Genomic DNA, 25,125 nt, shown 5'->3' on the forward strand with positions numbered 1-25,125 from the left:
TTGGCTCACAAATGACGGCTTAAGATTTGCTTAACCCTCTCCGTTTGGCGAGAGGAACCTGTCATGCTGTCCCGTTTTGGCTATTTTGTCTCGAAACGCGCCCTTTATCTGGCGACGGGATGGCTTCTGCTGTTTGCGATGCAGCTAAGCGTGGCCAGTTGCACCCCGGAACCGGTCACCGGATACGCCGTGCGGATCAGCGCCGAGCGCTGAGTATTTTATAAATTTCTGAAAATTCGCACCTTTCTCGCGTCAAAAACGGGCCCGAATTGCGCCCCATTTGTGCTGCGCTGCAATAATTAATGGGGTTATCTTGAAAAAATATGTTTCATTTGAAATTATACATGCGGAATGAAATTATCTAAAATATAGAACAGCAAGGAAAATAGCTGGAGACGATGTGCAAATCGGGCGAGATGGACTCGCCTTAAGAGATTTTTTCTGCACGACATTTCACCTTAAGGTTTTTGGTTTTCCTCGTATTTTATTTGTTTCGCCCGGTGAATATGCACAACATTCTGTTTTTAAGTGTTTTTTTATGGACCGGGAGTGGCGTCGGACCAAGAGAAGCGTGTCTGGCCAATGTGGCAGACTAAAGTTACTTCTGTGACTTATTGGAGACAGGTTGCAGATGATATTTACTGTTTCGTGGCGCGCGATTGACGGATTTGTGACGCGAGTGTCTTACTCGGCTCCAACAGCTTTCGGGCTGGAAATGAAAGTCGGTAAATACCGACCTAATCCGGAGAACTCAGAGTGATTACAAAGATCAAGAGATCAGGCCTTATGGCCTCGACCGCCTTCTGCACGGCCGTCGTCTCGACGCTGGCAATGGCACCGGTCGCCATGGCGCAGGACGCCCCGGCGCCCGCCGCTGACGAGGCCGTCGAAGTGGTCGTGACCGGCACGCGCATTCAGCGTCCGAACCTCACGTCGCCTTCGCCCGTCGCGTCGATCAGCCTGGACAAGATGGAAAGCCAGGGCTTCGAAAACGTCGCTGACGCGCTGACTCAGGCCCCGCAGTTCGCCGCTTCGTTCGGTTCTTCTCGTACGCAATCGACCTTCTCGGGCGCGACCTTCTCGGGGCTCAACCTGGTCAACCTGCGTAACCTGGGCGGTATCCGCACCCTCACTCTGGTCAATGGCCGTCGTTTCCCCTCGGGCACGATCGATTCGGACGCCGTCGACTTCAACATGATCCCTTCGGCGAACATCGCGCGCGTTGACGTTCTGACCGGCGGTGCGGGCGCGACCTACGGCGCTGACGCTGTGGCCGGTGTCATCAACATCATTACCGATGACCGCTTCGATGGCGTGCAAGTCGGCGCGAGCTACGGCGCCGCGCTGGAGCACAAGGACAATATCAATCCGAACGCCTTCATCCGCTTCGGCAAGGTGTTCGACAAGGGGTTCGCTAACCTGACGCTGCAATATGACTATCAGGGTCTGGTGAGCTGCGCGGATCGTTACCTCTGCGCCGAAGACTTCTCGTGGAATCCTCCCGGTGCACCGAACCGCACGCCGTCGGCGCGTTCGGGTGTGCCGCTGACCGGTCGCTTTTTCGTTGACGGCGCCGCCGGCAGCTACACTTGGGTAAACAACCAACTGGTGCCGTTCACCACTGCGCAATATGGTTACAACCGTAATGCTCAGCGTACGCTCGCCATTCCGACTGAGCGCTTCCTGCTGGCCGGTAAGGCCAAGTACGAAATCTTCGAAGGCCACCGTGCGTTCGTCGAATTCAACTACTCCACCTCGGACACCAAGGCGCCGTTTGAAGCTCACCCGTTCTCGTCCGATTCGGATCTGGTCGCGGGCGTAGTCGAGCCGTCGATCCCGACCACCAATCCCTTCCTGCCGACGGCTCTGCGTGATCTGGCCATTGCCAATGGCGACACGGAAATAACGTGGTGGCAGCGCTTTGAGGGTCTCGAAGGCCGTGGCGCCACCAACAGCCGCACCAACCTGCGTTTTGTCGTGGGTGTAGAAGGCGATTTTGACACCCTGTTCGGTCTCGGTTCGGACTGGAACTACGAAGTGTCCTACCTGCTGGGCCGCTCTAAGCTGGACAGCCTGACGAACGGCCTGGTTTCGCGCGCCAACCTGTATAACGGTTTGCGTGTCGAATCGAACGGCGCCGGTGGTTATCAGTGTATTGACGTCGTCGCCCGCGCCTCGGGCTGCGTGCCGATCAATCCGTTCGACGGCTATAATGCTGATGAGCAGAAATATCTGCTGGTTTCGGCCGGCACGCGTGGTCAGTACGACCTCGAAGTATTCAATGCTTTCGTCGGCGGTTCGCTGTTCCAGTTGCCTGCCGGTCCGGTGGATGCGGTATTCGGTGTCGAATCCCGCCGCGTGACCAGCTATCTGGATTACGCTTCCGACATCAACAATGGTATCACCACGGGTAACCAGATCGGTGATAATGACGAACGCACCTATCAGTTCAACGAATATTACACCGAACTGAATGTGCCCATTCTGAAGGATACGCCGTTCGCTTATGACCTGAGCGCGACGGGTTCGTATCGCAAGTCGGACACCAATGCCTTCGGTGAGTACGAAAGCTGGCAGTTGGGTGCCAACTGGGCCCCGGTCCCTGGCCTGCGTTTCCGCTATACCAAGGCACTGTCGGTTCGCGCGCCGAACCTCAGCGAAACGACAGGCATCAGCCAGACCTTCGGCGTCGTTGACGATCCGTGCACCACGGAAAACTACAACGACAATCCGACCCGCGTCGCCAATTGCGCCGCTGCGGGTGTGCCTACCAGCTACGATCCGCCGCTCACTGTCCGTCAGGGCGTTGACGGTTTCGTTGGCGGCAACGCCAATCTGAAGCCCGAACAGGCCGACACTGAAACCGTCGGCGTTGTCTTCACGGCTTCGCGTTTTGACGCCCTGCCGTCGTGGATCTCCCCGCTGACCATTACGCTCGACCGTTTCAAGATCGATACTTCGGACCTGATCGCCGGCGTTGGTCGTCAGGAGATTGCCAACCTCTGCTATGATACGGCAGGTTCGGCTCGCGATCTGTTCTGCTCGCAGTTGACGCGCGGCACGGATCCGGCTGTACCGGGCGCCAACTATGTCCTCAAGACCGTTAACGATCAGGTTCTGAACATCGCGTCGTTGAATATTGCGGGCTACGATCTCGAAGCGGGTTACAACTTTGACTTCGACCGTTTTGGTCGCCTGGGCGTAGCGACGACCTGGACCTTCTACGACAAGGCTGAGAAGACAAGCTATCCGACCGCACCGGTTCAGGACCTGCTTGGCTTTGCCGGTGGTACAACCTCCGACCAGGGCTGGATCGAGAAGCAAGGCAACGTCGCGTTCACCTGGACCGTCGGCAAGTTCAAAACGAACTGGACTGCGCGTTACATCGGCGAAGCCAAGTCCTCGCCGTACGCCACCAATGCCGTGACGATCAAGTCGCACACCTATCATGATGTGCAGGTGCGCTATGCCGTGTTCGAGAATTCGGAAATCTATGCCGGTATCTCGAACCTGATGGATCAGGACCCGCCGTTCTTCCCGACCTCTCAGTCGGGTACGCAGGCCTTGGACACCGTTCCGGCCTACTACGACGTCTTCGGCCGTTCGGCCTATGTCGGCTTCAAGTCGAAGTTCTAAAAACGAGACTTGTCCAAAGACAGCGGCGGCAGGGCAACCTGCCGCCGTTTTCTTTTGCGCGTTATGCGTCGGGGCTTGTCGGCAAGGGCAGGTCGAACCACAGACAAAACAAAAACCGCGCCCGGAGATCCGGACGCGGTTTAAATCTTTAGCCGTGAAGGGCGATCCTACTTGATCTTGCCTTCGCGGAATTCGACGTGCTTGCGCACGACCGGATCGTACTTCTTAAGTACCATCTTTTCGGTCTTGGTGCGGGCGTTCTTCTTGGTGACGTAGAAGAAGCCGGTGTCCGCCGTCGAGTTCAGGCGGATCTTGATGGAGGCGGGCTTAGCCATGGCGGAACCTTAACAAACGGGTCGCGACCAACGGGAATCCCAGGCCGCACAAATCTTTAGGAGCGCGGAAAATACGCATCCACGCGCGGAAGTCAATGGCCAATATGGCCTTTGCCGCGATTTACCTGAGCCATACGGGAAAAGCCCTCCGCGCGCAATCAGCCGTAAGTCGCCTTCCATTCGGCCTTGCGCCGGGCATAGACGGGGTCGGCTTCGGCGCGTTGCCAGGCCTGATGGAAGATGCGGGCGCTCTCGGCCTTCTGAGGGTCGCCCGTGCCGCGCTCCAACGGCGCGTGCCCGTTGTCGGCATCGTACTTGCGCCCGCCCTTATAGTTGGCGTAGCGACGCGCGCGGGTATAGCCCATCTGCAGGAACTTGCGCGCCATGTCCGCCCCCACGAAGTCGTCGGCCATCAGATAGGCTTCGAACATGGCGTAAAGGCGCTCGGCGCTTTCGCGGGCCAGTTCCGGCGTCTTGAAGCGCCAGTGCGGCGTCATCTGGCTCTTGTAGGGTTCGACGATCAGTACGCCCTGTTCGCCTTTGCCGACGCGATAGGCCTCCGGATGGCGGCAATAGTCCACCCCCGGCTGCCAGGCATAGGCGGCCTTGTCGAAATCCAGATAGGACGGGCGCTCGTTCATGCCAACGATTGTCGGACAAGGGCGATAAGGAAGCGATGACTCGCGCGCCTGTTCCCGCAAACGCTAAGAGGGTAGGGAGGAGGGGCAAAATCAGAAAACGGTTATTACCGCCTTTTACCCTTCTTGGTCTTCGATTTCTCGGTGACGCCCTTCTGACGTTTAGGGCCGCCCTTGGGCGCTCCGGGGCCTTTGCGACGCAATTGGGTGTCGACGCGCGAACGCACGCCCAGACGCGGACGCGGGGCGTTGGGATCGGGCGCTTCGGGCTCTGACAGGGCCTTGAACACCAGCCCGCCGCTCATCGGCATGGCCTCCAGCAACTGCACCTCGATCGTGCGCCCCAGAGTCCAGCGGCGGTGATGACGCTCACCGACCAGCGCATGGGCCTTGTCGTCATGAATGTAGTAGTCGTCGTGGAAGGACGAAGCCGGGATGATGCCGTCGGCGCCGGTTTCGGTCAGCTTGACGAACAGGCCGAAGCGCGTAACGCCCACGATGCGGCCCTCGAAGGTTGCGCCGACCTTGTCTTCGAGGAAGGCGGCGACGTAGCGCTCAATGGCTTCGCGCTCGGCCTGCATCGAGCGGCGCTCGGTCGAGGTGATGTGCTCGGCCGTGTCGGCCATGGTCTTGATTTCGTAGTCGGTCAGGCCGTCGTCACCCAGCTTGAGCGCGCGGATCAGGGCGCGGTGCACGATCAGGTCGGCATAGCGGCGGATGGGCGAGGTGAAGTGGGCGTAGCGGTCGAGATTGAGGCCGAAGTGGCCGAAATTCTCGGCGCTGTAGTGGGCCTGCATCTGGGTGCGCAGGACGACCTCGTTGATGATTTCGGCGTGCGGGCCGTCTTTTTGACTGTTGAGCAACTGATTGAAGCGTTCGGTGCGCGGCGGCTCGCCCTTGCTCCACGGCAATCCGATCGTCGAGAGGAAGTCGGCGAGGTTGCCGACCTTTTCGAGGCTGGGCTGTTCGTGCACGCGATAGATCAGCGGCGAGCGATGCTTTTCCAGCGTCTCGGCAGCGGAGACGTTGGCCTGAATCATCATCTCTTCGATGAGCTGGTGCGCCTCAAGGCTGACGCGCGCGGTGATGGCGACGACATTGCCTTCGGCGTCGAGCTGCACCTTGCGCTCCGGCGAGTTGATGGCCAGCGGCTGACGCTCGCGGCGACCGCGGCCCAGGCAGGCGTGCGCGGCCCAAAGGGGCTTGAGCAGGGTGTCGAGGATCGGCTGGGTCTTGTCGTCGGGATTGCCGTCGATGGCCGCCTGCGCCTGCTCGTAGGAGAGCTTGGCGGCGGAGCGCATCAGGCCGCGCACGAACTGATGATTGATCTTCTTGCCTTCGGCGTTGAAGACCATGCGCACGGCCAAAGTCGCGCGGTTCTCGCCTTCCTGCAGCGAACACAGGCCGGAGGACAGCACGTGCGGCAGCATGGGCTCGACGCGGTCGGGGAAGTAGGTCGAATTGCCCTTTTCGCGGGCGTCGCGGTCCAGCGAGGAGCCGGATTTAACATAGTGGGCGACGTCGGCGATGGCCACCCAGACCACGTGGCCACCGGGATTGGCGGGATCGTCGTCGGCATGGGCATAGACGGCGTCATCGTGGTCGCGGGCGTCCTGCGGGTCGATGGTGATCAGCGGCAGGTGACGCAGATCCTCACGCCCTTTGAGGTCGGGTGCTTTGGCAGCTTCGGCCTCGGCTTCGGTCGAGGAGGCGAAGCCGACCTTCAGCCCGTGGGCGTGGATGGCCATGATCGAGGCGATGCGCGGCGAGTCTTCCTTGCCGATGACTTCCAGCAGTTTGGCCGGCTTGGGGCCGAAGCGATGCGTGCCGCCTTGCGGTGCGGCCAGCACGACGTCGCCATCTTCGAGGCTGTCGATGGCGCCGGCGACGAGGGTGTAGCTGTCTTTTGACTTGCGATCGACGCTTTCGAGACGGATGTCGCGCGGGCCCTTGCGCGCCTTGCCGATGCGCACGACGCCGACCAGTTTGGGCGCGCCCTGGTCAAGCACCTTGACGAGGTGGGCGATCCATTCTTCGGGCGTCTGTTCGAAACGCACATAGATGCGGTCGCCGACGGCGGGCGGGGTCTGGGCGATGGACTTCTTGAGGGGTGCGAGGCGGGCCAGAGGCGGCTTGTGCTTCAGCTTGGGATCATCTGACTTGCCCCACTTGACCCACAGGTCGCCGTCGATATCGCGCTCGACCACCTCGGTGACGCCGGTTTCGGGCAATGCGCCGACGGCCCCGAACGACTTTCGCCCGCTCCTGTTGAGTTTGCCGCTGTCGGAGAGTTGCTTGAGCTTCTGACGCAGGGCGCGGCGATCCTCGCCCTTGAGGCCGAACTGCTTGGCCAGAGCGCCGACATCCAGCTCACGGGCGGATTTCAGGACGTCGAGGAGGGTGTCGTCATCCGGCAAACCATCGGGCTTCTTTAGTATCGGGCGGGGCGTTTGGGGTGTTTTCATGAGTCGGAGTGTAAAGGGTTTAGGGGCGCGATGCGATGTTTTCTTGTGGAGTCATTTCTCCTCCCTGTCGCGTTAGCGATGGGGAGGTGGCAGCCCGCAGGGCTGACGGAGGGGGATGACTCAGGTTTTGGCCGCGCGCTCAAGCGCCAGTCGATGCACGCCGTCCGCGGCCTCATCGGCATCGGCCATGATCTCGAAAGCCGGGATACGATGGGTATGGATGCCTTGTTCCAAAAGCCATTCGTCACGGTGGACATCACGGACGCGACGCGCATCGAACGTATGTTCGATGCCATCGACTTCGATGGCCAGTCGTGCGGCCGCGCAATAGAAATCAAGCACATAGAGGCCAATGGGATGCTGACGCCTAAAGCTGAGATTGCCTTCGGCACGCGATCGCAGGCGCAGCCAGAGACGCACTTCCGGCGGAGACATGTCCTGCCGGAGTTGCTTGGCGAACTGGTGCTTGCGCGGGGTTTTCATGGCTGACAGCTTAGCGTGCGGCTATGCTCAGCGCTATCCCAACTATGTCTGTCTCCTCCCTGTGCCGAAGGCATGGGGAGATGCTGAGCGTAGCGAAGCGGGCGACTCAGATCTTTGCTAAACGCTTAGTGGCCAGTTGTGACACACCTTGCACTTCAATAATCAGGGCGAGGGTTTGAGGCCGCGGTCGGAGGCATCCCCCTCCGTCGGCTCATTGCATTCGCCGCCACCTCCCCATGCCTCCGGCACAGGGAGGAGGGGAGTGCTTAAGCTTCCGTCTTAGTCTTTGCCGGAGCCTTCTTAGCCGTGGTCGCTTTTTTCGCTGCGGGCTTTTTCGCTGCGGCCGCCTTCTTGGCCGGGGCCTTTTTCGCACCGGCCTTTTTCACGCCGCCCTTGGCTTCGATGAGCGCCAGCGCCTGTTCGAGCGTGACGTCTTCGGGCGGGGTGTCCTTGGGGATGGTGGCGTTGACCTTGCCGCATTTGACGTAAGGGCCGTAGCGACCGGCCATGACCTGAATCGGGTCGCCGGACTCAGGGTGCGCCCCAAGCTCTTTCAGCGGCGCGACGGACGAGGCCTTGCCCTTGGCATTGGCGCGCTTTTCGGCCAGCAGGACCACGGCGCGGTTGATGCCGACGTCGAAGATGTCGTCGAAGCTGGGCAGGTTGGCGTAGGTCTTTTCGTGTTCGATGAACGGCCCGAAACGGCCCAGAGCGGCGGTGATCGGCTTGCCGTCTTCGGGGTGGTCGCCGACCTTGCGCGGCAGGGACAACAGCTTCAGCGCGCGGTCGAGATCAATCGACGCGGGCGGCCAGGCCTTGGGCAAGGAAGAACGCTTGGGCTTGTCGTCCTTGAACTCAGCTTCGCCCAGTTGCACGTATGGGCCGAAACGCCCGATCTTCAGCGACACCACCTTGCCGGTGTCCGGATCATTGCCCAGTTCGCGGTCGCCCGAAGCGCCGGCGTCTTCCGAGGCGTTCTCCGGGTTGCCGACGGGGCGCGTGTACTTGCATTCCGGATAGTTGGAGCAGCCGACAAAGGCTCCGAAGCGCGAGGTCTTCAGGCTCAGTTGACCGGTGCCGCAGGTCGGGCAGGCGCGCGGGTTTGAGCCGTCGCCCTTGTCCGGGAAGATGTGCGGCCCCAGCGCGTCATTGAGACGATCCAGCACTTCGGACACGCGGAATTCGCTGATTTCCCCGGCCTTGGCATGGAAGTCCTGCCAGAATTCGCGCAGCAGGGCCTTCCAGTTGAGATCGCCCGCTGAGACGAGATCGAGCTTTTCTTCGAGGTCGGCGGTGAAGTCGTACTGCACGTAGCGCGAGAAGAACTGATCGAGGAAGGCGGTGACCAGACGGCCCTTGTCTTCCGGGATGAAGCGGTTCTTGTCCATGCGCACGTAATCGCGGTCGCGCAGCACGGTGAGGATCGAGGCGTAGGTCGAGGGGCGACCGATGCCCAGTTCTTCCATGCGCTTGACCAGCGAGGCTTCGGAATAGCGGGGTGGCGGCTCGGTGAAGTGCTGGGCCGGCTTGATGTCGTGGACGTCGACCAGCGTGCCGGTGCGCAGTTGCGGCAGGCGGCCGCCGTCCTCGTCCGTCTCGTCGTCCTTGCCTTCTTCGTAGAGGGCCAGGTAGCCGTCGAAGGTGATGACCTGACCCGTGGCGCGCAGGCCGATCGACTTGTCCTGATTTAAGAGGTCGATCGTGGTCTTTTCGACGCGGGCGGCCTCCATCTGGGCGGCCATGGTCCGCTTCCAGATCAGTTCGTACAGGCGCGCCTGATCGCCCTCAAGGCGTAGGGTTTCCGGGCGGCGATAGAGCGAGGTCGGGCGGATGGCTTCGTGGGCTTCCTGCGCGTTCTTGGCCTTGACCTTGTAATGGCGCGGCTCGGAGGGCACGTAGGCGCTGCCGAAGCGCTCGCCGATAACGCTGCGGATTTCGTTGATCGCCGCCGGATCGATGAAGACGCCGTCGGTTCGCATGTAGGTGATCAGGCCGGTCGTTTCGCCGCCAATATCGACGCCTTCGTACAGCTTTTGCGCCGTCTGCATGGTGCGCTGGGCCGAGAAGCCGAGCTTGCGCGCGGCTTCCTGTTGCAGGGTCGAGGTGGTGAAGGGCGGGGGCGGGGTGCGCTTGCCGGGCTTTTGCTCGACCGATTCGACGGCGAACTTCGACAGCGAGATGGCCTTGCGCGCGGCTTCGGCCTTTTCGGCGTCGTTGAGGTCGAACTTGGCCAGCTTCTTGCCGTTGAGGATGTTCAGGCGCGCGGTGAAGGGCGGCGAGTTGGCCGACACCTCGGCATCGACGGTCCAGTATTCCTCGGACTTGAACTTCTCGATCTCAAGCTCGCGATCGACGATGATCTTGAGCGCGACGGACTGCACACGACCGGCGGAACGCGCGCCGGGCAGCTTGCGCCACAGGACGGGCGACAGGGTGAAGCCCACGAGGTAATCGAGTGCGCGGCGGGCCAGATAGGCTTCGACCAGCTCCATGTCGATCTGACGCGGGGCCGCCATGGCTTCCTGAACCGAAGCCTTGGTGATGGCGTTGAAGGTGACGCGCTGAACGACCTTTTCCTTCAGCACCTTCTTTTTATTGAGAACTTCGAGTACGTGCCACGAAATGGCTTCGCCTTCGCGATCCGGGTCGGTGGCCAGAATGACGCGGTCGGACTTCTTCGCGGCTTCGGCGATGTCGCTCAGGCGCTTGCTGGCCTTGGCGTCCACTTCCCAGCTCATGGCGAAGTCTTCGTCGGGTTTAACCGAGCCGTCCTTGGAAGGCAGGTCGCGCACGTGGCCGTAGGAGGCCAGCACGGTATAGTCCTTACCCAGGTATTTGTTGATGGTTTTGGCCTTGGCCGGGCTTTCGACGATGACGAGGTTCATGAGGTCTTTAATAGGAGGAAAACGGACAATAGCAATAAGCGGCGTCGTAAAATTCCCGCCAACATGGGCTTGTGCGGCCAGCCTGTCAACGCGGAGGCGAATTTCAATTACGCTCGGGAGAATTCGTTATTGCAACCTAAAGTTAAAAATGGCTATCATTAACCGCGATGCGATACTATGGGGATACCGATGCGCGAACCTGTTCCGTCCTTACCTGACACGCAAGACGACATCATCGATGCGGCGCAGCGCGCCGAGGTAATCGACTACATCCGTGAGATGACGAAGGAACTGTCGGTGCTGGCCGAACGGGCCCAGTGCGCGCCGCTGAGCGATTGCCTGAGGCAGGCCTATGACAAGGCGAACGCTTTGTAGCCTTCACATTATGAGCATATAGTGGCCCTCCAATAGGGGAGGGAAGGCTATGCGGTCTGTTATTCTGGCAGGGTTATTGTGCCTCATGTCCGTTGAGGCGGGCGCGCAACAAAGCCTGCCTCTCAGTGCTTTCGAAGGGCCGGCCTTGTCGGAGGGCGAAATGAAGGCGGCTGTCAACTATATCGAGTCGCATGTCGTCATGCCGGAGCAAGCCGAGCCCAAGGCGGCCTATGGACGCTACTATGCTCAGGAAAAGGGCATCGTATACGGGTTTTACGCAAGGCTGCGTCCGGGGCATAAATGGAAACCGGGCGTGCATATTGTGGCAGACTACGCAAAGTTTCCCGGTGTTATGGACGGCGGGTGCTCTTTTATCGACATCATTTACCTGCCGTCGAAACAAGCGCTTGCGGCGGATTGCCATGGCCTGTGACAAGGCGAGCTGGATTTAGCTTCTGATATATTGGCCGTCGGAGGTCGTGACGATCAGGCCGGCGATTTCCAGTTCCCCCAGCGCCGCGAGACCGACATGCGCCGGTGCCCCGCTGAGGCGCAGCAGGTCTTCGCGTGGGGTGGGGACCGGACTGATCAGGCTGAGAAGCCGGTCGCGCAGGGAGTCGATGGCCTCATCGAGGTCCCCGTCGTCAAACGCGCTGACAGCATGCAACGGGACGGCGGGCACCGGGCGCTCGAACAGGGTCATCTGGGCGTCCAGCGTGCGCAATATATCGTCAACGCCCTCGCACAGGGTTGCGCCCTGACGGATCAGGTCGTTGGTGCCGCGGCAGCGCGGATCGAGCGGCGACCCCGGCACGGCGAAGACCTCGCGGCCCTGCTCGTTGGCCAGCCGCGCGGTGATCAGCGAGCCCGATTTCAGCTCGGCCTCGACAACCACGGTGCCCCGCGTCAGGCCGCTGATGACGCGGTTGCGGCGCGGGAAGTCTCCGGCGCGGGCGCGGTAACCCACAGGGCTTTCGGAGATCAGCACGCCGTAAGTGCGGATCGCGTGATAGAGGTCGGTATTGTCGGGCGGATAGATGTCGTCCACCCCGCCACCGAGCACCGCCGCCGTACCGGTCTTGAGGCTGCCCGTATGGGCCTGCGTATCTATGCCGCGCGCCAGACCGGAGACGACGAAAAAGCCCGCTTCCCCCAGTTCTCTGGCCAGATTGTGCGCGATGCGCTGCCCGGCGGCGGAGGCATTGCGCGCGCCGACAATGGCGATGGCGCGTTCGGGCAGGATGGTCTGTTCGCCCCACATCCACAGGACCGGCGGCGCGGCAGGGATTTCCGCCAGCAGTTTCGGGTAGTCGGCGTCGCCCAGCACCACCAGTCGCGCGCCCACCTTGTGGCCACGCGCGATCTCCGCCTCGACGGCTTCGGCGGGGGCCGCGACGATGCCGCCCCCGGCGCGTCTGGCGATCAGGGGCAGGTTTTCGACGGCCTTTACGGCGCTGCCGAAGCGCAGGATCAACTGGTGGAAATGGACCGGGCCAATGCGGCTGGTGCGCGCCAGTCTGAGCCGGGCAAAGCGTTCCCCATCGCTCATACAGGCGGGAAATCGTCCGAAATGTGCGCCTTCCCCCCAGTCGGCCATGTCAGAGATCGACCGCCGGTTCGGCGGGCTTTTTCTTGCCGATCCTGGGCTCCTCGCCCTTGAGCAGGCGGCGGATATTGTCGCGGTGGCGGACATAGATCAGCACGGCCATGAACAGGGCCATGACCACGAAGGCGTGCGGCTGATCGAACAGCAGGCCCAGCGGCGCGATCAGGGCGGCGGCGACCAGCGCCGACAGCGACGAGATGCGGAAGATAAAGGCGGTGAGAAGCCACGTCGCCCCGGCCAGCAAACCCATGGGCCAGGCGGCGGCGAACAGGGTGCCGAGGAAGGTCGCCACGCCCTTGCCGCCCTTGAACTTCAGCCACACCGGGAACAAGTGTCCCAGAAACGCCGCGCCGCCGGCCAGCGCCATGCCGGTGCGGCGGGTTTCCTGATCGACGCTCAGCAGCAGGGCATAGGCCAGCCCCACGGCCATAGCGCCCTTGCCTGTGTCGCCCAGAAAGGTGAGCAGGGCCAGATCCTTGCGTCCGGTTCTTAGCACATTGGTCGCGCCGATATTGCCCGACCCGACGCTGCGGATATCGATGCCGGCCAGCCGGGTCAGCACGACACCGAACGGGATCGACCCCAGCAGGTAGCCGCCGATCACGGCAAAGGCAAAGATGGTCCAGTCGGGCAGAGGCATTGCGGGGCTTTCAATCAGGCCTGATAGACGATTCGACCGTCCACCAGCGTCAGTTCCACCTTGCCCTGTAATGTGCGGTTTTCAAAGGGGGAGTTCTTCGATTTCGACAGGATGTCGCTTTCGCGCAAGGCGAAGGGGGCGTCGATATCGACCACAATCAGGTCTGCAGGCGCACCCGGAGCCAGTCGTCCGGCCTCCAGACCGATCAGTTGCGCCGGATTGATGGTCACGGTGCGCAGCAGGTCGATCAGCGGAATGTCGCGGTCGTGGTGCAGGCCGATCAGGGCCGCCAGCAGGGTCTGAAGCCCGATGGCGCCCGGCTCGGCTTCGGAGAACGGACGGCGTTTGTCTTCGGCAGGCAGGGGCGTGTGGTTCGACACCACCACATCGATCAGGCCGTCGGCCAGCGCCTCGACCAGCGCCGTGCGGTCGTCTTCGGAACGCAGCGGCGGGTCGAGGCGGTAGAAGGTGCGGTAGTCGCCGATGTCGATCTCGTTGAACACCAGATGGTTGATCGAGGTTGAGGCGTAGACGTCGAGCCCTTTCGCCTTGGCCTGAGCGATGGCCTTGATCGACCCGGCGGTGGTGATCTGATCGACCAGCAGGCGCGCGCCGGTCAGCTCGACCAGAGCCAGATCGCGCTCCAGCGCGATGCGCTCAGCCAGCGCCGACACGCCGGACAGGCCCATGCGCGCGGCCATTTCGCCGGAGGTGGCCACGGCCCCGTCCGACAGCCACGGCTCCTTGGGGCGGTGGGCGATCAGGGCGTTGAAGCCGTTGGCGTAGGACAGGACGCGGGCCAGCACCTTGGAATTTATGATCGGGTTTTCGACATCGGTGAAATAGACGGCGCCGGATTCGCTCATCAGGCCGATTTCGGCCATCTGCTTGCCGTTATGGCCCTTGGTGGCGGCTCCGGCGGGATAGACGTGGACCAGCTCGATATCGCGGGCGCGGCGCAGGATGAAATCGACCATGGCCGGCTCGTCGATCACCGGGTCGGTGTCGGGCTGAACCACCATCGAGGTCACGCCCCCGGCGGCAGCGGCGCGGCTGGCGGATTTGAGCGTTTCCTTGGGCTCGGCCCCCGGTTCGCCGGTCTTGACGCGCAGGTCGATCAGGCCGGGGCAGACCACCTTGCCGTCGCAGTCGATGACCTTCATGTCGGCGGAGCCCGACGGCAGGTGCGCGGTGTGCAGCACTTCGGCGATGACGCCTTCGGTGAGGATCAGGCTGCCCAGACCGTCATAGTCGCTGGCCGGATCGATCAGGCGGGCATTGACCAGGGCTATCGGCTGACTTTGTTTCATATTCTGACGCCCTCGTTTTTCATACCTCCCCGACTTGTCGGGGAGGGGGACCGCACGAGCCTGCCTTCAGGCAGGTGAGATGTGGTGGTGGGGGTTCTTGCTTCACTTAATTCGGCAGGGAAGGTGGTGAGTAGGGAAGATACCCCACCACCGCATCTGGCGCTTTGCGCGTCGGGCTGTCCCCCTCCCCAGCAAGCTGGGGAGGAATGAAAGGGGCTCATCGGTCGGTCTCCAGACGCGCGGCAAGGCTGGCCAGCACGGCCATGCGGGCGGCGACGCCCATCTCCACCTGATCTTGGATAAGCGAGATCGACAGATCGTCGGCCACTTCGGAGTCGATTTCGACGCCGCGGTTCATCGGGCCGGGGTGCATGACGCGCACGTCCGGCGCGGCGACGGCCAGCTTTTCGCGGTCCAGACCGAAATAGCGGAAATATTCGCGGGTCGACGGGATGAAGGCCCCGTCCATGCGTTCTAGCTGAAGGCGCAGCATCATCACCACATTGGCCCCGGTAATCCCGGCCTTCATGTCGTGATAGACCTCCACACCCCATTCATCGGCATCGCCGGGGATCAGGGTCGGCGGTCCGACGAGGCGCACATTGGCCCCCATGGCATTGAGCAGGATGACGTTGGAACGCGCCACGCGGCTGTGGGCCACATCGCCGCAGATGGCCACGGTCAGGCTGTCGACATGGCCGAAGGCGCGACGGATCGACAACATGTCGAGCAGGGCCTGGGTGGGGTGCTGGTGTTGACCGTCGCCGGCATTGACGACGCTGCACCCGACCTTCTGCCCCAGAAGCTGCGCCGCGCCGGACGCCGAATGGCGCACGACCAGCAGGTCGGGCTTCATGGCGTTGAGCGTCACCGCCGTGTCGATCAGGGTCTCGCCCTTGGCGACGCTGGAGGTGCGCGGGTTCATATTGACCGTATCGGCCCCCAGACGCTTGCCCGCCAGCTCGAAAGACGACATGGTGCGCGTCGAGTTCTCGAAGAACAGATTGACCTGCGTGCGCCCCTTGAGCAGATCGAGCTTTTTATTGGTGCGCCGGTTCAGTTCCACGAACACATCGGCCAGATCGAGCAGGGCCAGAATGTCGGGCGGATCAAGGTCCTGAGCGGCGTTGAAATGCCGTTTGGGGAACGGAAAGAGGCGCGACTGGATCATCTCCAGCAACACCTGCGGATCTTGGGGGGCAATGCGCGTCATAAAGGGCGGCTATACCCCACGACTCAAGGGGAGGGAAGGGGCAATCGCCGCCGACCGACCGTAGTCAGACGACGGCGATGCGCAAAGCCCCTTACGCCTTGTTCAGCGACGCGATGTCGATGACGAAGCGGTAGCGCACGTCGGACTTGATGACGCGCTCATAGGCTTCGTTGATGTCCTGAATGTCGATCAGTTCGATATCCGAGACGATGTTGTGTTCGCCGCAGAAGTCGAGCATTTCCTGCGTTTCCTTGATAGAGCCGATCATCGACCCGGCCAGGGTCTTGCGGCCGGGGATGAGCGAGAAGGCGTGAACGGGGACGGGGTTGTCCGGCACGCCGACCAGCACCATGGTGCCATCGACCTTGAGCAGGCCCAGATAGGCGTTCCAGTCGATCGGGGCCGACACCGTATTGATGATCAGGTCGAAGGTGCCCGCCAGAGTCTTGAAGGTTTCCGCGTCATTGGTGGGGTAGTAATGATCGGCCCCCAGACGCAGGGCGTCGTCCTTCTTGGCCAGAGACTGGCTGAGCACGGTGACTTCGGCCCCCAGCGCGTGGGCCAGCTTGACGCCCATATGGCCAAGCCCGCCCAGACCGATAATGGCGACCTTTTTGCCCGGACCGGCGTTCCAGTGCTTCAGCGGCGACCACAGGGTGATCCCGGCGCACAGAAGCGGCGCGGCGGCGTCCTTGGGCAGGTGGTCCGGCACGCGCAGCACATAGCCTTCCTTGACCACAATATGGTCGGAATAGCCGCCATAGGTCGGCTGACCGTCGGCGTCGCGGTCATTATAGGTCTGCACCAGGCCCGGCATATATTGTTCGCGGTCTTCGTCGCGCGTCTGACACAGGCGGCAGGAATCGACGAAGCAGCCGACGCCGACCGTATCGCCTTCCTTGAATTTGGTGACTTTCGTGCCGACCTGACGCACGCGGCCGATGATTTCATGGCCGGGCACCTGCGGATAGATGCCGGGGAACCATTCGTCGCGCACCTGATGGATGTCGGAATGGCAGACGCCCGAATAGAGGATGTCGATGACCACATCGTCTTCGTTGGGGGCGCGGCGTTCAAAGGTAAAGGGTTCGAGCGGGGCCTTGGGCGAAGGCGCGGCATAGGCTTTGGCGAGCGTCATGGGAAATCCTTGCAAAATCGGGAGCGTTCGGGCCGCAAAAAAAGGCGCTATTTAACTGGCGCGGCTGAGGCGGGCGAACGGATCGGATATAGGAAGCGTGCCGGGGCCTTGCCAGTCCGTAGCTGTGCGTAATCTTACGTCAGCAGATGATAGAGCCACAGGAGCAGCGGCAGGCTGATCAGGCTCAGTGAAGTGGTGAGCGCCACGATTCCGGCCATCAGCGGGGCGTCACCGCCCATATGGCGCGCCTGCACATAGGCGACCGCGGCGCAAGGGGCCGCGCCGCAGCACAGCGCCACGCCCTGCGCCAGGGCATCGCCGCCGAACAGCCGGCACAGGCCCCAGCTTATCAGCGGCACGATCAGAACCTTGAAGGCCGAGGTGGCCACCACCAGAACCGGCTGGCTGCGGATATAGGCGAAGTTCAGCCCGGCGCCGGCCAGAATAAGACCGGTGGGAATGGCGGCATCGCCCAGCATCTTAAGGTCTTTTTCGATAAACGGCACCGACGGCACACGCAGGGCATTCAGCGCCAGCCCGATCAGGCACGACAGGAAGATCGGGTTGGTGAACAGCCGCGCCATGACGCCGCGGAAGCTGCGATCGACCGTATCTTCGCCCTCGGGCTGCCCCCAGCGGGCCAGCACCAGTATCGAGGCCATATTGCTGAGCGGGATCAGGGCGCTCATGGCCACGGCGGCCAGGCCTACGGCTTCGGCGCCGAAGATGGAGGTGGCAATGGGCAGGAAGACAAACGAATTGAAACGGATCAGGCCCTGAAAGACGCTGGTATAGGTGGGACCGGACAGGCGCAGCGCCGGTTTCAGCGCCAAGGCGATCAGGATGGACAGGCCGAGCGAACTGCTGACGGCCAGACTGATCGGCCCGGCACTGAGGCCCGACAGGTCGGCGTGCCAGATGGCCGGGATCAGAAAGCCCGGATAGAAGACATAGACGGCGATGCGTTCGATCGGCCCCCAGACGGACGGCGGCAGGAAGCCGGAGACCTTAAGCCCGAAGCCCAGCGCGATCAGCAGAAACACCGGCAGGATGCCGTTGATAAAGACTTCGATGCTCATTTTTTATCCCTCACGCCCATCACGCTGCGCGACGGGCTCCGGGAGGGCGGCGACCGTTCGCCGGGGCCCTCCGGGGCCCTTTGGCGTGCGCGAGGGCCTCATTGGGCGCTGCGGATGCGGTCGAGCGCGCCCTGAAGGATGTAGGCGGCGGCGGAGCGGTCGATAACCTCGGCGCGTTTGGCGCGCGTCAGATCGGCCTCTTCGATCAGAAAGCGGTTCATCACTGAGGATGACCAGCGCTCGTCCCAGAACGCTATGGGCAGGTCGGGATCGAGGTCGGCGGCGGTGAATTTCTCGGCGGGCAGGCGCAGCAGGTTGCGGGCGAAGGCGCGCACCGACTGACAGCGCGGGCCTTCGGTGCCGTCCATATTGACCGGCAGGCCGATGACCAGGCCCGAGGCTTCGCGTTGCTTCATCAGGCGCAGCAGGCGTTCGGCCTCCAGCGTGAACTTGCTCTTTTTGATCAGCTCCAGCGGCGAAGCGATGCTTAAGGAGATGTCGCTGACGGCCACGCCGATCGTTTTTTCTCCGAGATCCAGCCCGATCAGAGCGCGGCGCGGCGGCAGGGCGGCTTTCAGTTCGGTGATGTCAAGTATGGCCATGCGGCGCGGTTTGACGCGGGAACCCTTGGGAGTCAATCGGAAACGACAGCTTGGTGTGGGGTGAGGTCCTGTCTGTGACAGAGGGATGAATTACGGTTATGTAATAAATGAACACAAGTTAATGTATTGCTCTTATTTAATAATAAAATTCTGGATTTTTACTTCCGATTGGAGCATTTGATTGTTCATGCAAAGCAACGGAATTAACAAAATGAACAAGTTTTTTTCCATAGGTGTGGCCGGTGCAGCGTTGGTTATCGCCGGTGCGGCGATGGCCGAAGAGGCTCCGCGGCAAAAGACGGTACGTCTCACAGCGGTTGATCTCAACGATCCGGCGCAGGCAAAAGCGGTGCTGGATCAGTTGAAGACGGCCGCCCATGAGGTTTGTGCAGAAGGGTTTAATTCGCCGCACGCCTTTGTCATCACCGATCGCCAATGCGAACGGATCGCCCTGCAGGAAGCGGTTTATCAGGTCGGACACCCAGGGCTGCGCGCAGCGCAATCCGAGGATCGGGCACGTCGGGATCCTCGCGAAGAGAAACTGACGGCCGAGCGCGGTCAGTAATCGTAACAATAGTAATCGTATCTTTTACTTAATTATCTACTGGAGAAGAAGCCGTGTTGGTAAAGCTGTCCGCCCTTGTGGCCGTTATGTCCGTTTCCCTGATCGCCGTGTCGCCGGCTTCGGCGCTTGAGCGGGGCGAAGCCACCCGTGAAGTGATCAGGGTGCCGTCCGTTTACACAAGTCCGGCTGAGATGAAGTCGGCCTATACCCGCCTAAAAAGCGCTGCCCGTCGCGCTTGCGACTCCGGCTTGACTCGAGATCTGCAGGCCAGGGCTTCGGATCGCGCCTGCGCCGCCGCCGCGCTGGACGAGGCGGTACGCGCGTCGAACTTGCCGGAACTGATCGCCTATCATGAAGGTAAGACGGCCGGTGTGCCGATCTATGCCGACAATACGAACCGGGTGACGACGCAGCGTTAAACCGCATCGCTAATCGTCCCCTGCAGCGGCGCGCCGTCCTCCCACGGCGCGCCGTTTTCGCGTTTTAAATAGCTGTACCTCTTGCCATTTGTGTCCGCCCTCGCTAACCGGGACTCCATAGATATAGGAGTCTCCGCATGGCCATCGATGTGGCAACCGTGCGCAAGGTGGCGAGCCTGTCGCGCCTGCGCGAAAGCGATGAACGTCTGGAAAGCCTCGCCGGGCAGTTGAACGGCATTCTGGGCTGGATCGAGCAGCTCAACGAGGTCGACGTGTCGGACGTCCAGCCGATGACCTCCTGCGTGGAAATGACCCAGCCGCTGCGCGAGGACGTGGTGAGCGACGGCGATAAGGTCGCCGACGTTGTGTCGAATGCGCCCAAGACCATCGACGGCTTCTTCATCGTCCCGAAGGTGGTGGAATAGTCATGAGCGAACTGACCCGACTGACGCTTAAGGGCGCGCTCGACGGCCTGAAGGCGAAGCAATATTCCTCGACCGAACTGACCGAAGCCTTTATCGGCGCCATCGAAAAGGCCAATCCGGCGCTCAACGCCTATGTGCTGACCACCTTTGACAAGGCGCGCGAAATGGCCGGCGAGTCCGACCGCCGCCTCAAGGCCGGCGAGGGCCGGGCGCTGGAAGGCGCGCCGCTGGGCATCAAGGACCTGTTCTGCACCAGGGGTGTGCGTACCACGGCCTGTTCGGGCATCCTCGACACCTTCGTGCCGCCCTATGAATCGACCGTCACCCAGAATCTGTGGGACGACGGTGCGGTCATGCTGGGCAAGCTGAACATGGACGAATTCGCCATGGGCTCGTCTAACGAGACCTCGCATTGGGGGCCAGTGACCAATCCGTGGAAGTCGAACGCCTCCAACGCGCCCCTGACTCCCGGCGGGTCGTCGGGCGGTTCGGCTTCGGCCGTCGCCGCCGACCTGTGTCTGGCCGCCACGGCCTCGGACACTGGCGGCTCGATCCGTCAGCCGGCCGCCTTTACCGGCACCGTAGGTATCAAGCCGACCTATGGCCGCGCCTCGCGCTACGGCATGGTGGCCTTTGCCTCGTCGCTCGATCAGGCCGGTCCGATCACCAAGACGGTCGAAGACGCGGCGATCATGCTGCAATCCATGTGCTCGCACGACGCCAAGGACTCGACCAGCCTGACCCAGCCGCTGCCGGACTTCTCCAGCTTTGTGGGCAAGTCGGTCAAGGGCCTGCGCATCGGCATCCCCGACGAATACCGCCTCGACGGCATCCCGGCGGAAATCGACGCCCTGTGGGAGCAGGGCATCCAGTGGCTGAAGGACGCCGGGGCCGAGATCGTCCGCATCTCGCTGCCCAACACCAAATATGCTCTGCCGTGCTACTATATCGTCGCGCCGGCGGAAGCCTCGTCGAACCTCGCCCGCTATGACGGCATGCGCTTCGGCCACCGCACCGAGGCGGCGACCGGCCTGACCGACACCTACGAGCTGTCGCGCTCGGAAGGTTTCGGTGCCGAGGTCAAGCGCCGCATCATGATCGGCACCTACGTGCTGTCGGCCGGTTTCTACGACGCTTACTACGTCAAGGCTTTGAAGGTGCGCCGCCGCATCGCCGAGGACTTCGTCAATGCGTGGAATAGCTGCGACGTCATCCTGACGCCCGCCACGCCATCCGCCGCCTTCCAGTTGGGCGATACCGAAAAGGCCGCCGATCCGGTGCAGATGTACCTCAACGACGTCTTTACGGTGACCACCAACCTGGCCGGTCTGCCCGGCATGTCGGTGCCGGCAGGCCTCGATTCCAAGGGCCTGCCGCTGGGGCTTCAGGTCATCGGCAAGGCGCTGGACGAAGGCACGACTCTCGCGGTCGGTTCGGTGCTGGAAAAGGCCGCGGGCTTTACGCACAAGCCGGCGCAGTGGTGGTAAGCCGCTTCGCACAGCCAATGAAAAGCCTCCGGGATTGCTCCCGGAGGCTTTTTTGTTCGTCTTTCAGGGGCAAGGGGTTGGGCTGCGCAGGCCTTGCGCGTATGGTGACTTTTTAACCATAAAACGAGGCGCACATGCTGGTGACGGTTCAGGACATGATCGGGTGGGGACTTCTGGTGCTGCCGTTGATCGTGATCGCCTGGGCGGTGATCTGGCTGGGCGAACAGGCCGCCGAGCGCAACCGCCATGAGCGCTATCTGCGCTTCCAGAGCGTGCTGCGGCATCTGGGGCGCGACGACACCTCGTGGGCCGAGAAGATGGCCGCCGCCTATGAACTGCGGCAGTACAAGGAATACCGCCACATCATCGGCAAGATATTCGATGACGGCAAGGTGCGCGACGCCGGACAGGCCGCCGCGCTTGAGGCCGAACTGAAGGACGTGTCGAAAAGCGGCTGATCCGTTGAAATCCTCAAAAAAAGAGCCTGCATCCTATTGATGCAGGCGGCAGTCGTGACGCGTCCGGAGCGTTCGCGCCTCTGAAAAAGAAGACCGGCGCAGCCTGAGCTGCGCCGGCGATACGCCTAGTACTTGTAGGTCAGGCCGAAGGTGACCGTGCGGCCGATCCGGGTTTCGAACAGCGTGTCCTGACGGTTCGAGTCGATATACAGGCGGTTCTGCTCGTCGGTGAGGTTCTGGGCCTCGACCGAGAGCCTCAGCTTGTCCGTGACCTGATAGGAGGCCGAGGCGTCGACGTAGAAGGTGTCGTCATTGCCTTGCAGATCGCTGCCCGCTGAAGCCGGGATGCCGCGGATATACTTGCCGCGATAGGAGCCGGTCGTACGGAAGCTGAACCGGTCGTTTTCCCAGTAGAGCGTTCCCGACGCCGATTCCCGCGACAGATTGGTCAGGTCGTTGGTCGTCGAAGTCGTCGGGCTGAGGATGTAATTGATCTCGGACGTGATGTGCGTGTAGTTGGCCAGCACGCCGAAGTGGCTCCACAGGCCCGGCAGGAAGTCGAGGTCCGCCTGCAGGTTCAGTTCGACGCCCTTCAGCGGGCCGCCATCCGTATTGGCGAAGCGCGCGACGTTGAACAGGTCGGTTGCCGAAGCGCCGCTGGCGTTGCCGACCAGCAGTTCGAGCGGCAGGCCCAACTGGTTGTACGGGACCGTCTCGTTGATGCGCTGGATGAAGGTCTTGATGTCCTTATGGAAGTAGCTGATCGAGGCCAGCGAGCCCGGACGGAAGTACCATTCCAGCGACGCATCGAAGGTGCTGGCGCGGATCGGGTCGAGATACGGATTGTTGATCGTGCCGGTGCGGGTGGTGAAGGTCACGCCGCTGGACGGGGTCAGGTTGCCCAGTTCCGGACGGGTCATCACCTTGGCGGCCGAGAAGCGCGCCAGCAGTTCCGGCGTCAGCTCGAACACGACGTTCGCCGAGGGCAGGAGGTCGTGATATTCGCGTTCGACCTCGTTACGCACGCCGCGCGTCGGGTACTGAGACCCGGCGGGCGCTGTGGCCGCGATGTAGCCGACGGCGAACTGTTTGGTGTAGACCGAACGCACGCCGATATCGCCGCGCACCGGAACCGGCAGCCAGGTGTCCGAGTTGAATTCGGCCATGATGTAGCTCGACTTGACCGTTTCGCGGATCTGCGACCTGGCCGCGCCGCATTCGACGCCGCAGTACTGGAACGAGTCGAACTTAAACGCTTCGCGCCACTTGGCCGAGTCGATGGCGACCCAGCTCGACGGCGCGCCGTGGCCCCACAGATCGTCGACGCCCGTGATCTGCTTGGTCAGGCTGGCCAGAGTCACGCCGGTCGGAAGCGCGGTGACGGCGACCTGGCTGGGGATCAGGCTGAGGATATGGGAGTTGAAGTCATTCTCGCGGTATTGCACGCCGAACTTCACGGTGATTTCCGGCGTCACGTCGTACTTGCCGTCCAGATTGACCGTGGTGATGTCGGTGGAGTTCCACTGCGGCTTGCCCTGCACCGAGAAACCGCCCAGCACCGTGCCGTCGGCCTGACCCGGCGCGTAGGTGAAGTTGGCCGGATTGGAGACGTCGAAGCCGAAATTGATGACCGGTGTCGTGTCGCCGCCGCGATAGTCGATCGAGAAATTGTCGACATCGATGGCGTCGATGAAGGTTTGCAGGCGCATCGGACCTTCCCAGTTCGAGGTCGACTTGCCCACGAAACCGGTGACTTCGAAGCGGTCGTTGACGCGGTGACGCGCGTTCAGGTTCACCTGCGTGAACTCGGAGGTAAAGACGTCGACCAGACCTTCAGAGCGCACGTCCATGCCGTCGAACAGCCCGTAAAGCAGCGAGCCGTTGGATTTGAACTGCATGTCCTTGACCGAGGTCATCGGCTGACCGTTATTGCCGACGTTACGCGCCAGCGACAGGCCGGCGATGTAGTTGTCGCGGCGTTCGACGTCGTACTTTGAATACAGAACGTCCAGCGAGACGTCGGTATCGGCGTCGGGACGCCACTGGAAGGTCAGGCTGCCGCCCAGACGCTCGGTGTCCTGTTCCGAATTGACGTAGCGCGGGATGCGCGGCAGGAAGGCGCCCGAACCCGGCGTGTTCGGCAGGTCGGCGCGGCGCAGATTGGCGACCGCATTATAGGCGGCCAGCGTCGAGGTGCGCGGATTGTTGGTCGAGCAGTTGGCCGCCGTTGCCCCCTTTGCGGCCTGATCGGTGGGCGACGGGCTGGTGGTCGCGTAACCGATCGGCGTACAGAAGGGGTGCACGGTGCCGCCGACATTCAGGCCATTGGTATTGGCCGACAGGATGTCCACCGCCGAATAACCGACTTCGCGCGTGTGCTTTTCCTGATAGGTCAGGGTGCCGAGGATGCCGAAAGTGCCGTCGCCGAACTTCTTGGAGGCCAGAAGCGTCAGGCGCGGATCGGTCTTTTTGGCCAGTTCGTTATAGGTGCCCTTGGCCGAGAAGCTGAACACTTCCGACTTGCTGTAATCGAAGGGCTTGGGGGCGCGCAGATCGACCGTGGCGCCCAGTGAGCCTTCCTCGACGTCCGCCGAGGCAGTCTTGCGCGCGGCCAGCGACGAGAAGATTTCCGACGGGAAGATGTTGAAGTCGAAGCTGCGGCCGTTGTTGCCCGCGCCGTAGATGTCGGCCGAGCCGGACTGGGCCGCCCCTTCCATGCCGTTCAGGCGCACGCGCGTATATTGCGGCCCAAGGCCCCGCACCGAGATGTTGCGGCCTTCACCGCCGTCGCCGCGCGACAGGGTGACGCCGGGGATGCGCTGCATCGATTCGGCGAGGTTGGAGTCGGGGAACTTGCCCACGTCTTCGGCCAGAATCGAGTCGATCGTGGCGGCGCTGTTCTTCTTGACGTTCAGCGCGCTTTTGAGCGAGCTGCGGAAACCCGTCACGGTGACGGTTTCGATTTCGTCCTGCGCCGCCGGAGCGGGTGCAGCGTCCTGCGCAAAAGCCGGCGCGGCCACCAGCAGCGTCGCGGCGATGAGCGCAGACGTGCGCAAGAGAGCCGCCTTGTGAGGCGACGGAATGGAGGGATGCATTTGTTTTCCTCTTTACTAAACGTCCCGCCAAAGACGGAGCGTCATCCTGTTTTGTGTCTGAGTTGACCTTCCCGGTCCGACTTTTTATAGGCTCCGCTCATCAGTGATGCGCGAAGCTGGCCGATTTGGTTCGGCGCGATTCAAGATTACGATGTTTTTATATGTCCGCAATGTCAAAAAGTACGACTAATGACCCGGAATGATCACAATTCAGGTGATTTGCGGTCCCTTTGTGATCGAACCTGATCAATTGCGACGTTTCTGCAACAGA

At 62.0% G+C, this 25,125-nt stretch carries 22 protein-coding genes; 9 read left to right on the forward strand and 13 right to left on the reverse strand.

The features are described 5' to 3' along the window. Positions 1 to 63 precede the first annotated feature (63 nt). Both LH365_RS05830 and LH365_RS05835 read left to right on the forward strand, forming a co-directional pair. Positions 64 to 213, forward strand: coding sequence for a hypothetical protein (locus LH365_RS05830; RefSeq protein WP_158271499.1), 150 nt, complete (start codon positions 64 to 66; stop codon positions 211 to 213). A gap of 573 nt (positions 214 to 786) precedes the next feature. Further along, complete coding sequence (locus tag LH365_RS05835) at positions 787 to 3,636, forward strand: TonB-dependent receptor domain-containing protein (RefSeq protein WP_226745230.1); 2,850 nt, start codon at positions 787 to 789, stop codon at positions 3,634 to 3,636. Between the two features lie 167 nt (positions 3,637 to 3,803). Here LH365_RS05835 and rpmG read toward each other — a convergent pair whose 3' ends face one another. The 5 genes from rpmG to topA all read right to left on the reverse strand — a co-directional run bounded on the left by rpmG (position 3,804) and on the right by topA (position 10,442). Then, complete coding sequence (gene rpmG, locus LH365_RS05840) at positions 3,804 to 3,971, reverse strand: 50S ribosomal protein L33 (protein ID WP_004620056.1); 168 nt, start codon at positions 3,969 to 3,971, stop codon at positions 3,804 to 3,806. 158 nt (positions 3,972 to 4,129) lie between these two features. Next, positions 4,130 to 4,612, reverse strand: a complete 483-nt coding sequence (locus tag LH365_RS05845; RefSeq protein ID WP_226745231.1) for a DUF4385 domain-containing protein — start codon at positions 4,610 to 4,612, stop codon at positions 4,130 to 4,132. 104 nt (positions 4,613 to 4,716) lie between these two features. Beyond that, on the reverse strand, positions 4,717 to 7,074 hold the full coding sequence (gene rnr / locus LH365_RS05850; protein ID WP_226745232.1) for a ribonuclease R: 2,358 nt from the start codon (positions 7,072 to 7,074) through the stop codon (positions 4,717 to 4,719). A 120-nt stretch (positions 7,075 to 7,194) separates the two neighbouring features. After that, positions 7,195 to 7,557 carry an endonuclease domain-containing protein gene (locus LH365_RS05855; RefSeq protein ID WP_226745233.1) on the reverse strand — a complete coding sequence of 121 codons (363 nt, stop codon included), beginning with the start codon at positions 7,555 to 7,557 and terminating at the stop codon, positions 7,195 to 7,197. A gap of 266 nt (positions 7,558 to 7,823) precedes the next feature. Next, complete coding sequence (gene topA, locus LH365_RS05860; RefSeq protein WP_226745234.1) at positions 7,824 to 10,442, reverse strand: type I DNA topoisomerase; 2,619 nt, start codon at positions 10,440 to 10,442, stop codon at positions 7,824 to 7,826. Between the two features lie 189 nt (positions 10,443 to 10,631). Here topA and LH365_RS05865 point away from each other — a divergent pair, with 189 nt between their 5' ends. Both LH365_RS05865 and LH365_RS05870 read left to right on the forward strand, forming a co-directional pair. Further along, complete coding sequence (locus tag LH365_RS05865) at positions 10,632 to 10,817, forward strand: hypothetical protein (protein WP_226745235.1); 186 nt, start codon at positions 10,632 to 10,634, stop codon at positions 10,815 to 10,817. A 49-nt stretch (positions 10,818 to 10,866) separates the two neighbouring features. Continuing rightward, entirely contained in the window at positions 10,867 to 11,250 is a 384-nt protein-coding gene (locus LH365_RS05870) for a hypothetical protein (RefSeq protein ID WP_226745236.1), read from the forward strand. 15 nt (positions 11,251 to 11,265) lie between these two features. Here the strand turns inward: LH365_RS05870 and dprA are convergent, their stop codons facing one another. The 7 genes from dprA to ruvX form a co-directional block, all read right to left on the reverse strand. Then, entirely contained in the window at positions 11,266 to 12,366 is a 1,101-nt protein-coding gene (dprA, locus tag LH365_RS05875; protein ID WP_226745237.1) for a DNA-processing protein DprA, read from the reverse strand. Positions 12,367 to 12,415: 49 nt separating this feature from the next. After that, the gene (gene plsY / locus LH365_RS05880) at positions 12,416 to 13,063 is read right to left on the reverse strand and encodes a glycerol-3-phosphate 1-O-acyltransferase PlsY (RefSeq protein WP_226745238.1); all 648 of its coding nucleotides are present in this window, start codon (positions 13,061 to 13,063) and stop codon (positions 12,416 to 12,418) included. Between the two features lie 14 nt (positions 13,064 to 13,077). After that, a complete protein-coding gene (gene pyrC, locus LH365_RS05885) occupies positions 13,078 to 14,373 on the reverse strand; it encodes a dihydroorotase (RefSeq protein ID WP_226745239.1) in 1,296 nt (431 codons plus the stop codon). A gap of 217 nt (positions 14,374 to 14,590) precedes the next feature. Continuing rightward, positions 14,591 to 15,586, reverse strand: a complete 996-nt coding sequence (locus LH365_RS05890; protein ID WP_226745240.1) for an aspartate carbamoyltransferase catalytic subunit — start codon at positions 15,584 to 15,586, stop codon at positions 14,591 to 14,593. A gap of 91 nt (positions 15,587 to 15,677) precedes the next feature. Next, on the reverse strand, positions 15,678 to 16,724 hold the full coding sequence (locus LH365_RS05895) for an NAD(P)-dependent alcohol dehydrogenase (RefSeq protein ID WP_226745241.1): 1,047 nt from the start codon (positions 16,722 to 16,724) through the stop codon (positions 15,678 to 15,680). Between the two features lie 134 nt (positions 16,725 to 16,858). Next, positions 16,859 to 17,803: an AEC family transporter gene (locus tag LH365_RS05900; RefSeq protein ID WP_226745242.1), complete on the reverse strand. Its 945-nt coding sequence runs from the start codon at positions 17,801 to 17,803 to the stop codon at positions 16,859 to 16,861. A 98-nt stretch (positions 17,804 to 17,901) separates the two neighbouring features. After that, complete coding sequence (gene ruvX, locus LH365_RS05905) at positions 17,902 to 18,405, reverse strand: Holliday junction resolvase RuvX (RefSeq protein WP_226745243.1); 504 nt, start codon at positions 18,403 to 18,405, stop codon at positions 17,902 to 17,904. 211 nt (positions 18,406 to 18,616) lie between these two features. Between ruvX and LH365_RS05910 the strand changes: the two genes are divergently transcribed. The 5 genes from LH365_RS05910 to LH365_RS05930 all read left to right on the forward strand — a co-directional run bounded on the left by LH365_RS05910 (position 18,617) and on the right by LH365_RS05930 (position 21,759). Beyond that, positions 18,617 to 18,970, forward strand: coding sequence for a UrcA family protein (locus LH365_RS05910; RefSeq protein WP_226745244.1), 354 nt, complete (start codon positions 18,617 to 18,619; stop codon positions 18,968 to 18,970). A gap of 53 nt (positions 18,971 to 19,023) precedes the next feature. Continuing rightward, a complete protein-coding gene (locus LH365_RS05915; RefSeq protein ID WP_226745245.1) occupies positions 19,024 to 19,389 on the forward strand; it encodes a UrcA family protein in 366 nt (121 codons plus the stop codon). Between the two features lie 137 nt (positions 19,390 to 19,526). Next, positions 19,527 to 19,814: an Asp-tRNA(Asn)/Glu-tRNA(Gln) amidotransferase subunit GatC gene (gene gatC, locus LH365_RS05920; RefSeq protein WP_107877043.1), complete on the forward strand. Its 288-nt coding sequence runs from the start codon at positions 19,527 to 19,529 to the stop codon at positions 19,812 to 19,814. Between the two features lie 2 nt (positions 19,815 to 19,816). Next, positions 19,817 to 21,301, forward strand: coding sequence for an Asp-tRNA(Asn)/Glu-tRNA(Gln) amidotransferase subunit GatA (gene gatA, locus LH365_RS05925; RefSeq protein WP_226745246.1), 1,485 nt, complete (start codon positions 19,817 to 19,819; stop codon positions 21,299 to 21,301). 134 nt (positions 21,302 to 21,435) lie between these two features. After that, the gene (locus LH365_RS05930; protein ID WP_226745247.1) at positions 21,436 to 21,759 is read left to right on the forward strand and encodes a hypothetical protein; all 324 of its coding nucleotides are present in this window, start codon (positions 21,436 to 21,438) and stop codon (positions 21,757 to 21,759) included. Between the two features lie 125 nt (positions 21,760 to 21,884). On the opposite strand, the gene LH365_RS05935 is transcribed toward LH365_RS05930, so the two are convergent. Continuing rightward, positions 21,885 to 24,815, reverse strand: coding sequence for a TonB-dependent receptor (locus tag LH365_RS05935; RefSeq protein WP_226745248.1), 2,931 nt, complete (start codon positions 24,813 to 24,815; stop codon positions 21,885 to 21,887). Positions 24,816 to 25,125 lie beyond the last annotated feature (310 nt).

The organism is Asticcacaulis sp. AND118 (assembly GCF_020535245.1).
In the GTDB taxonomy this organism is placed as follows: domain Bacteria; phylum Pseudomonadota; class Alphaproteobacteria; order Caulobacterales; family Caulobacteraceae; genus Asticcacaulis.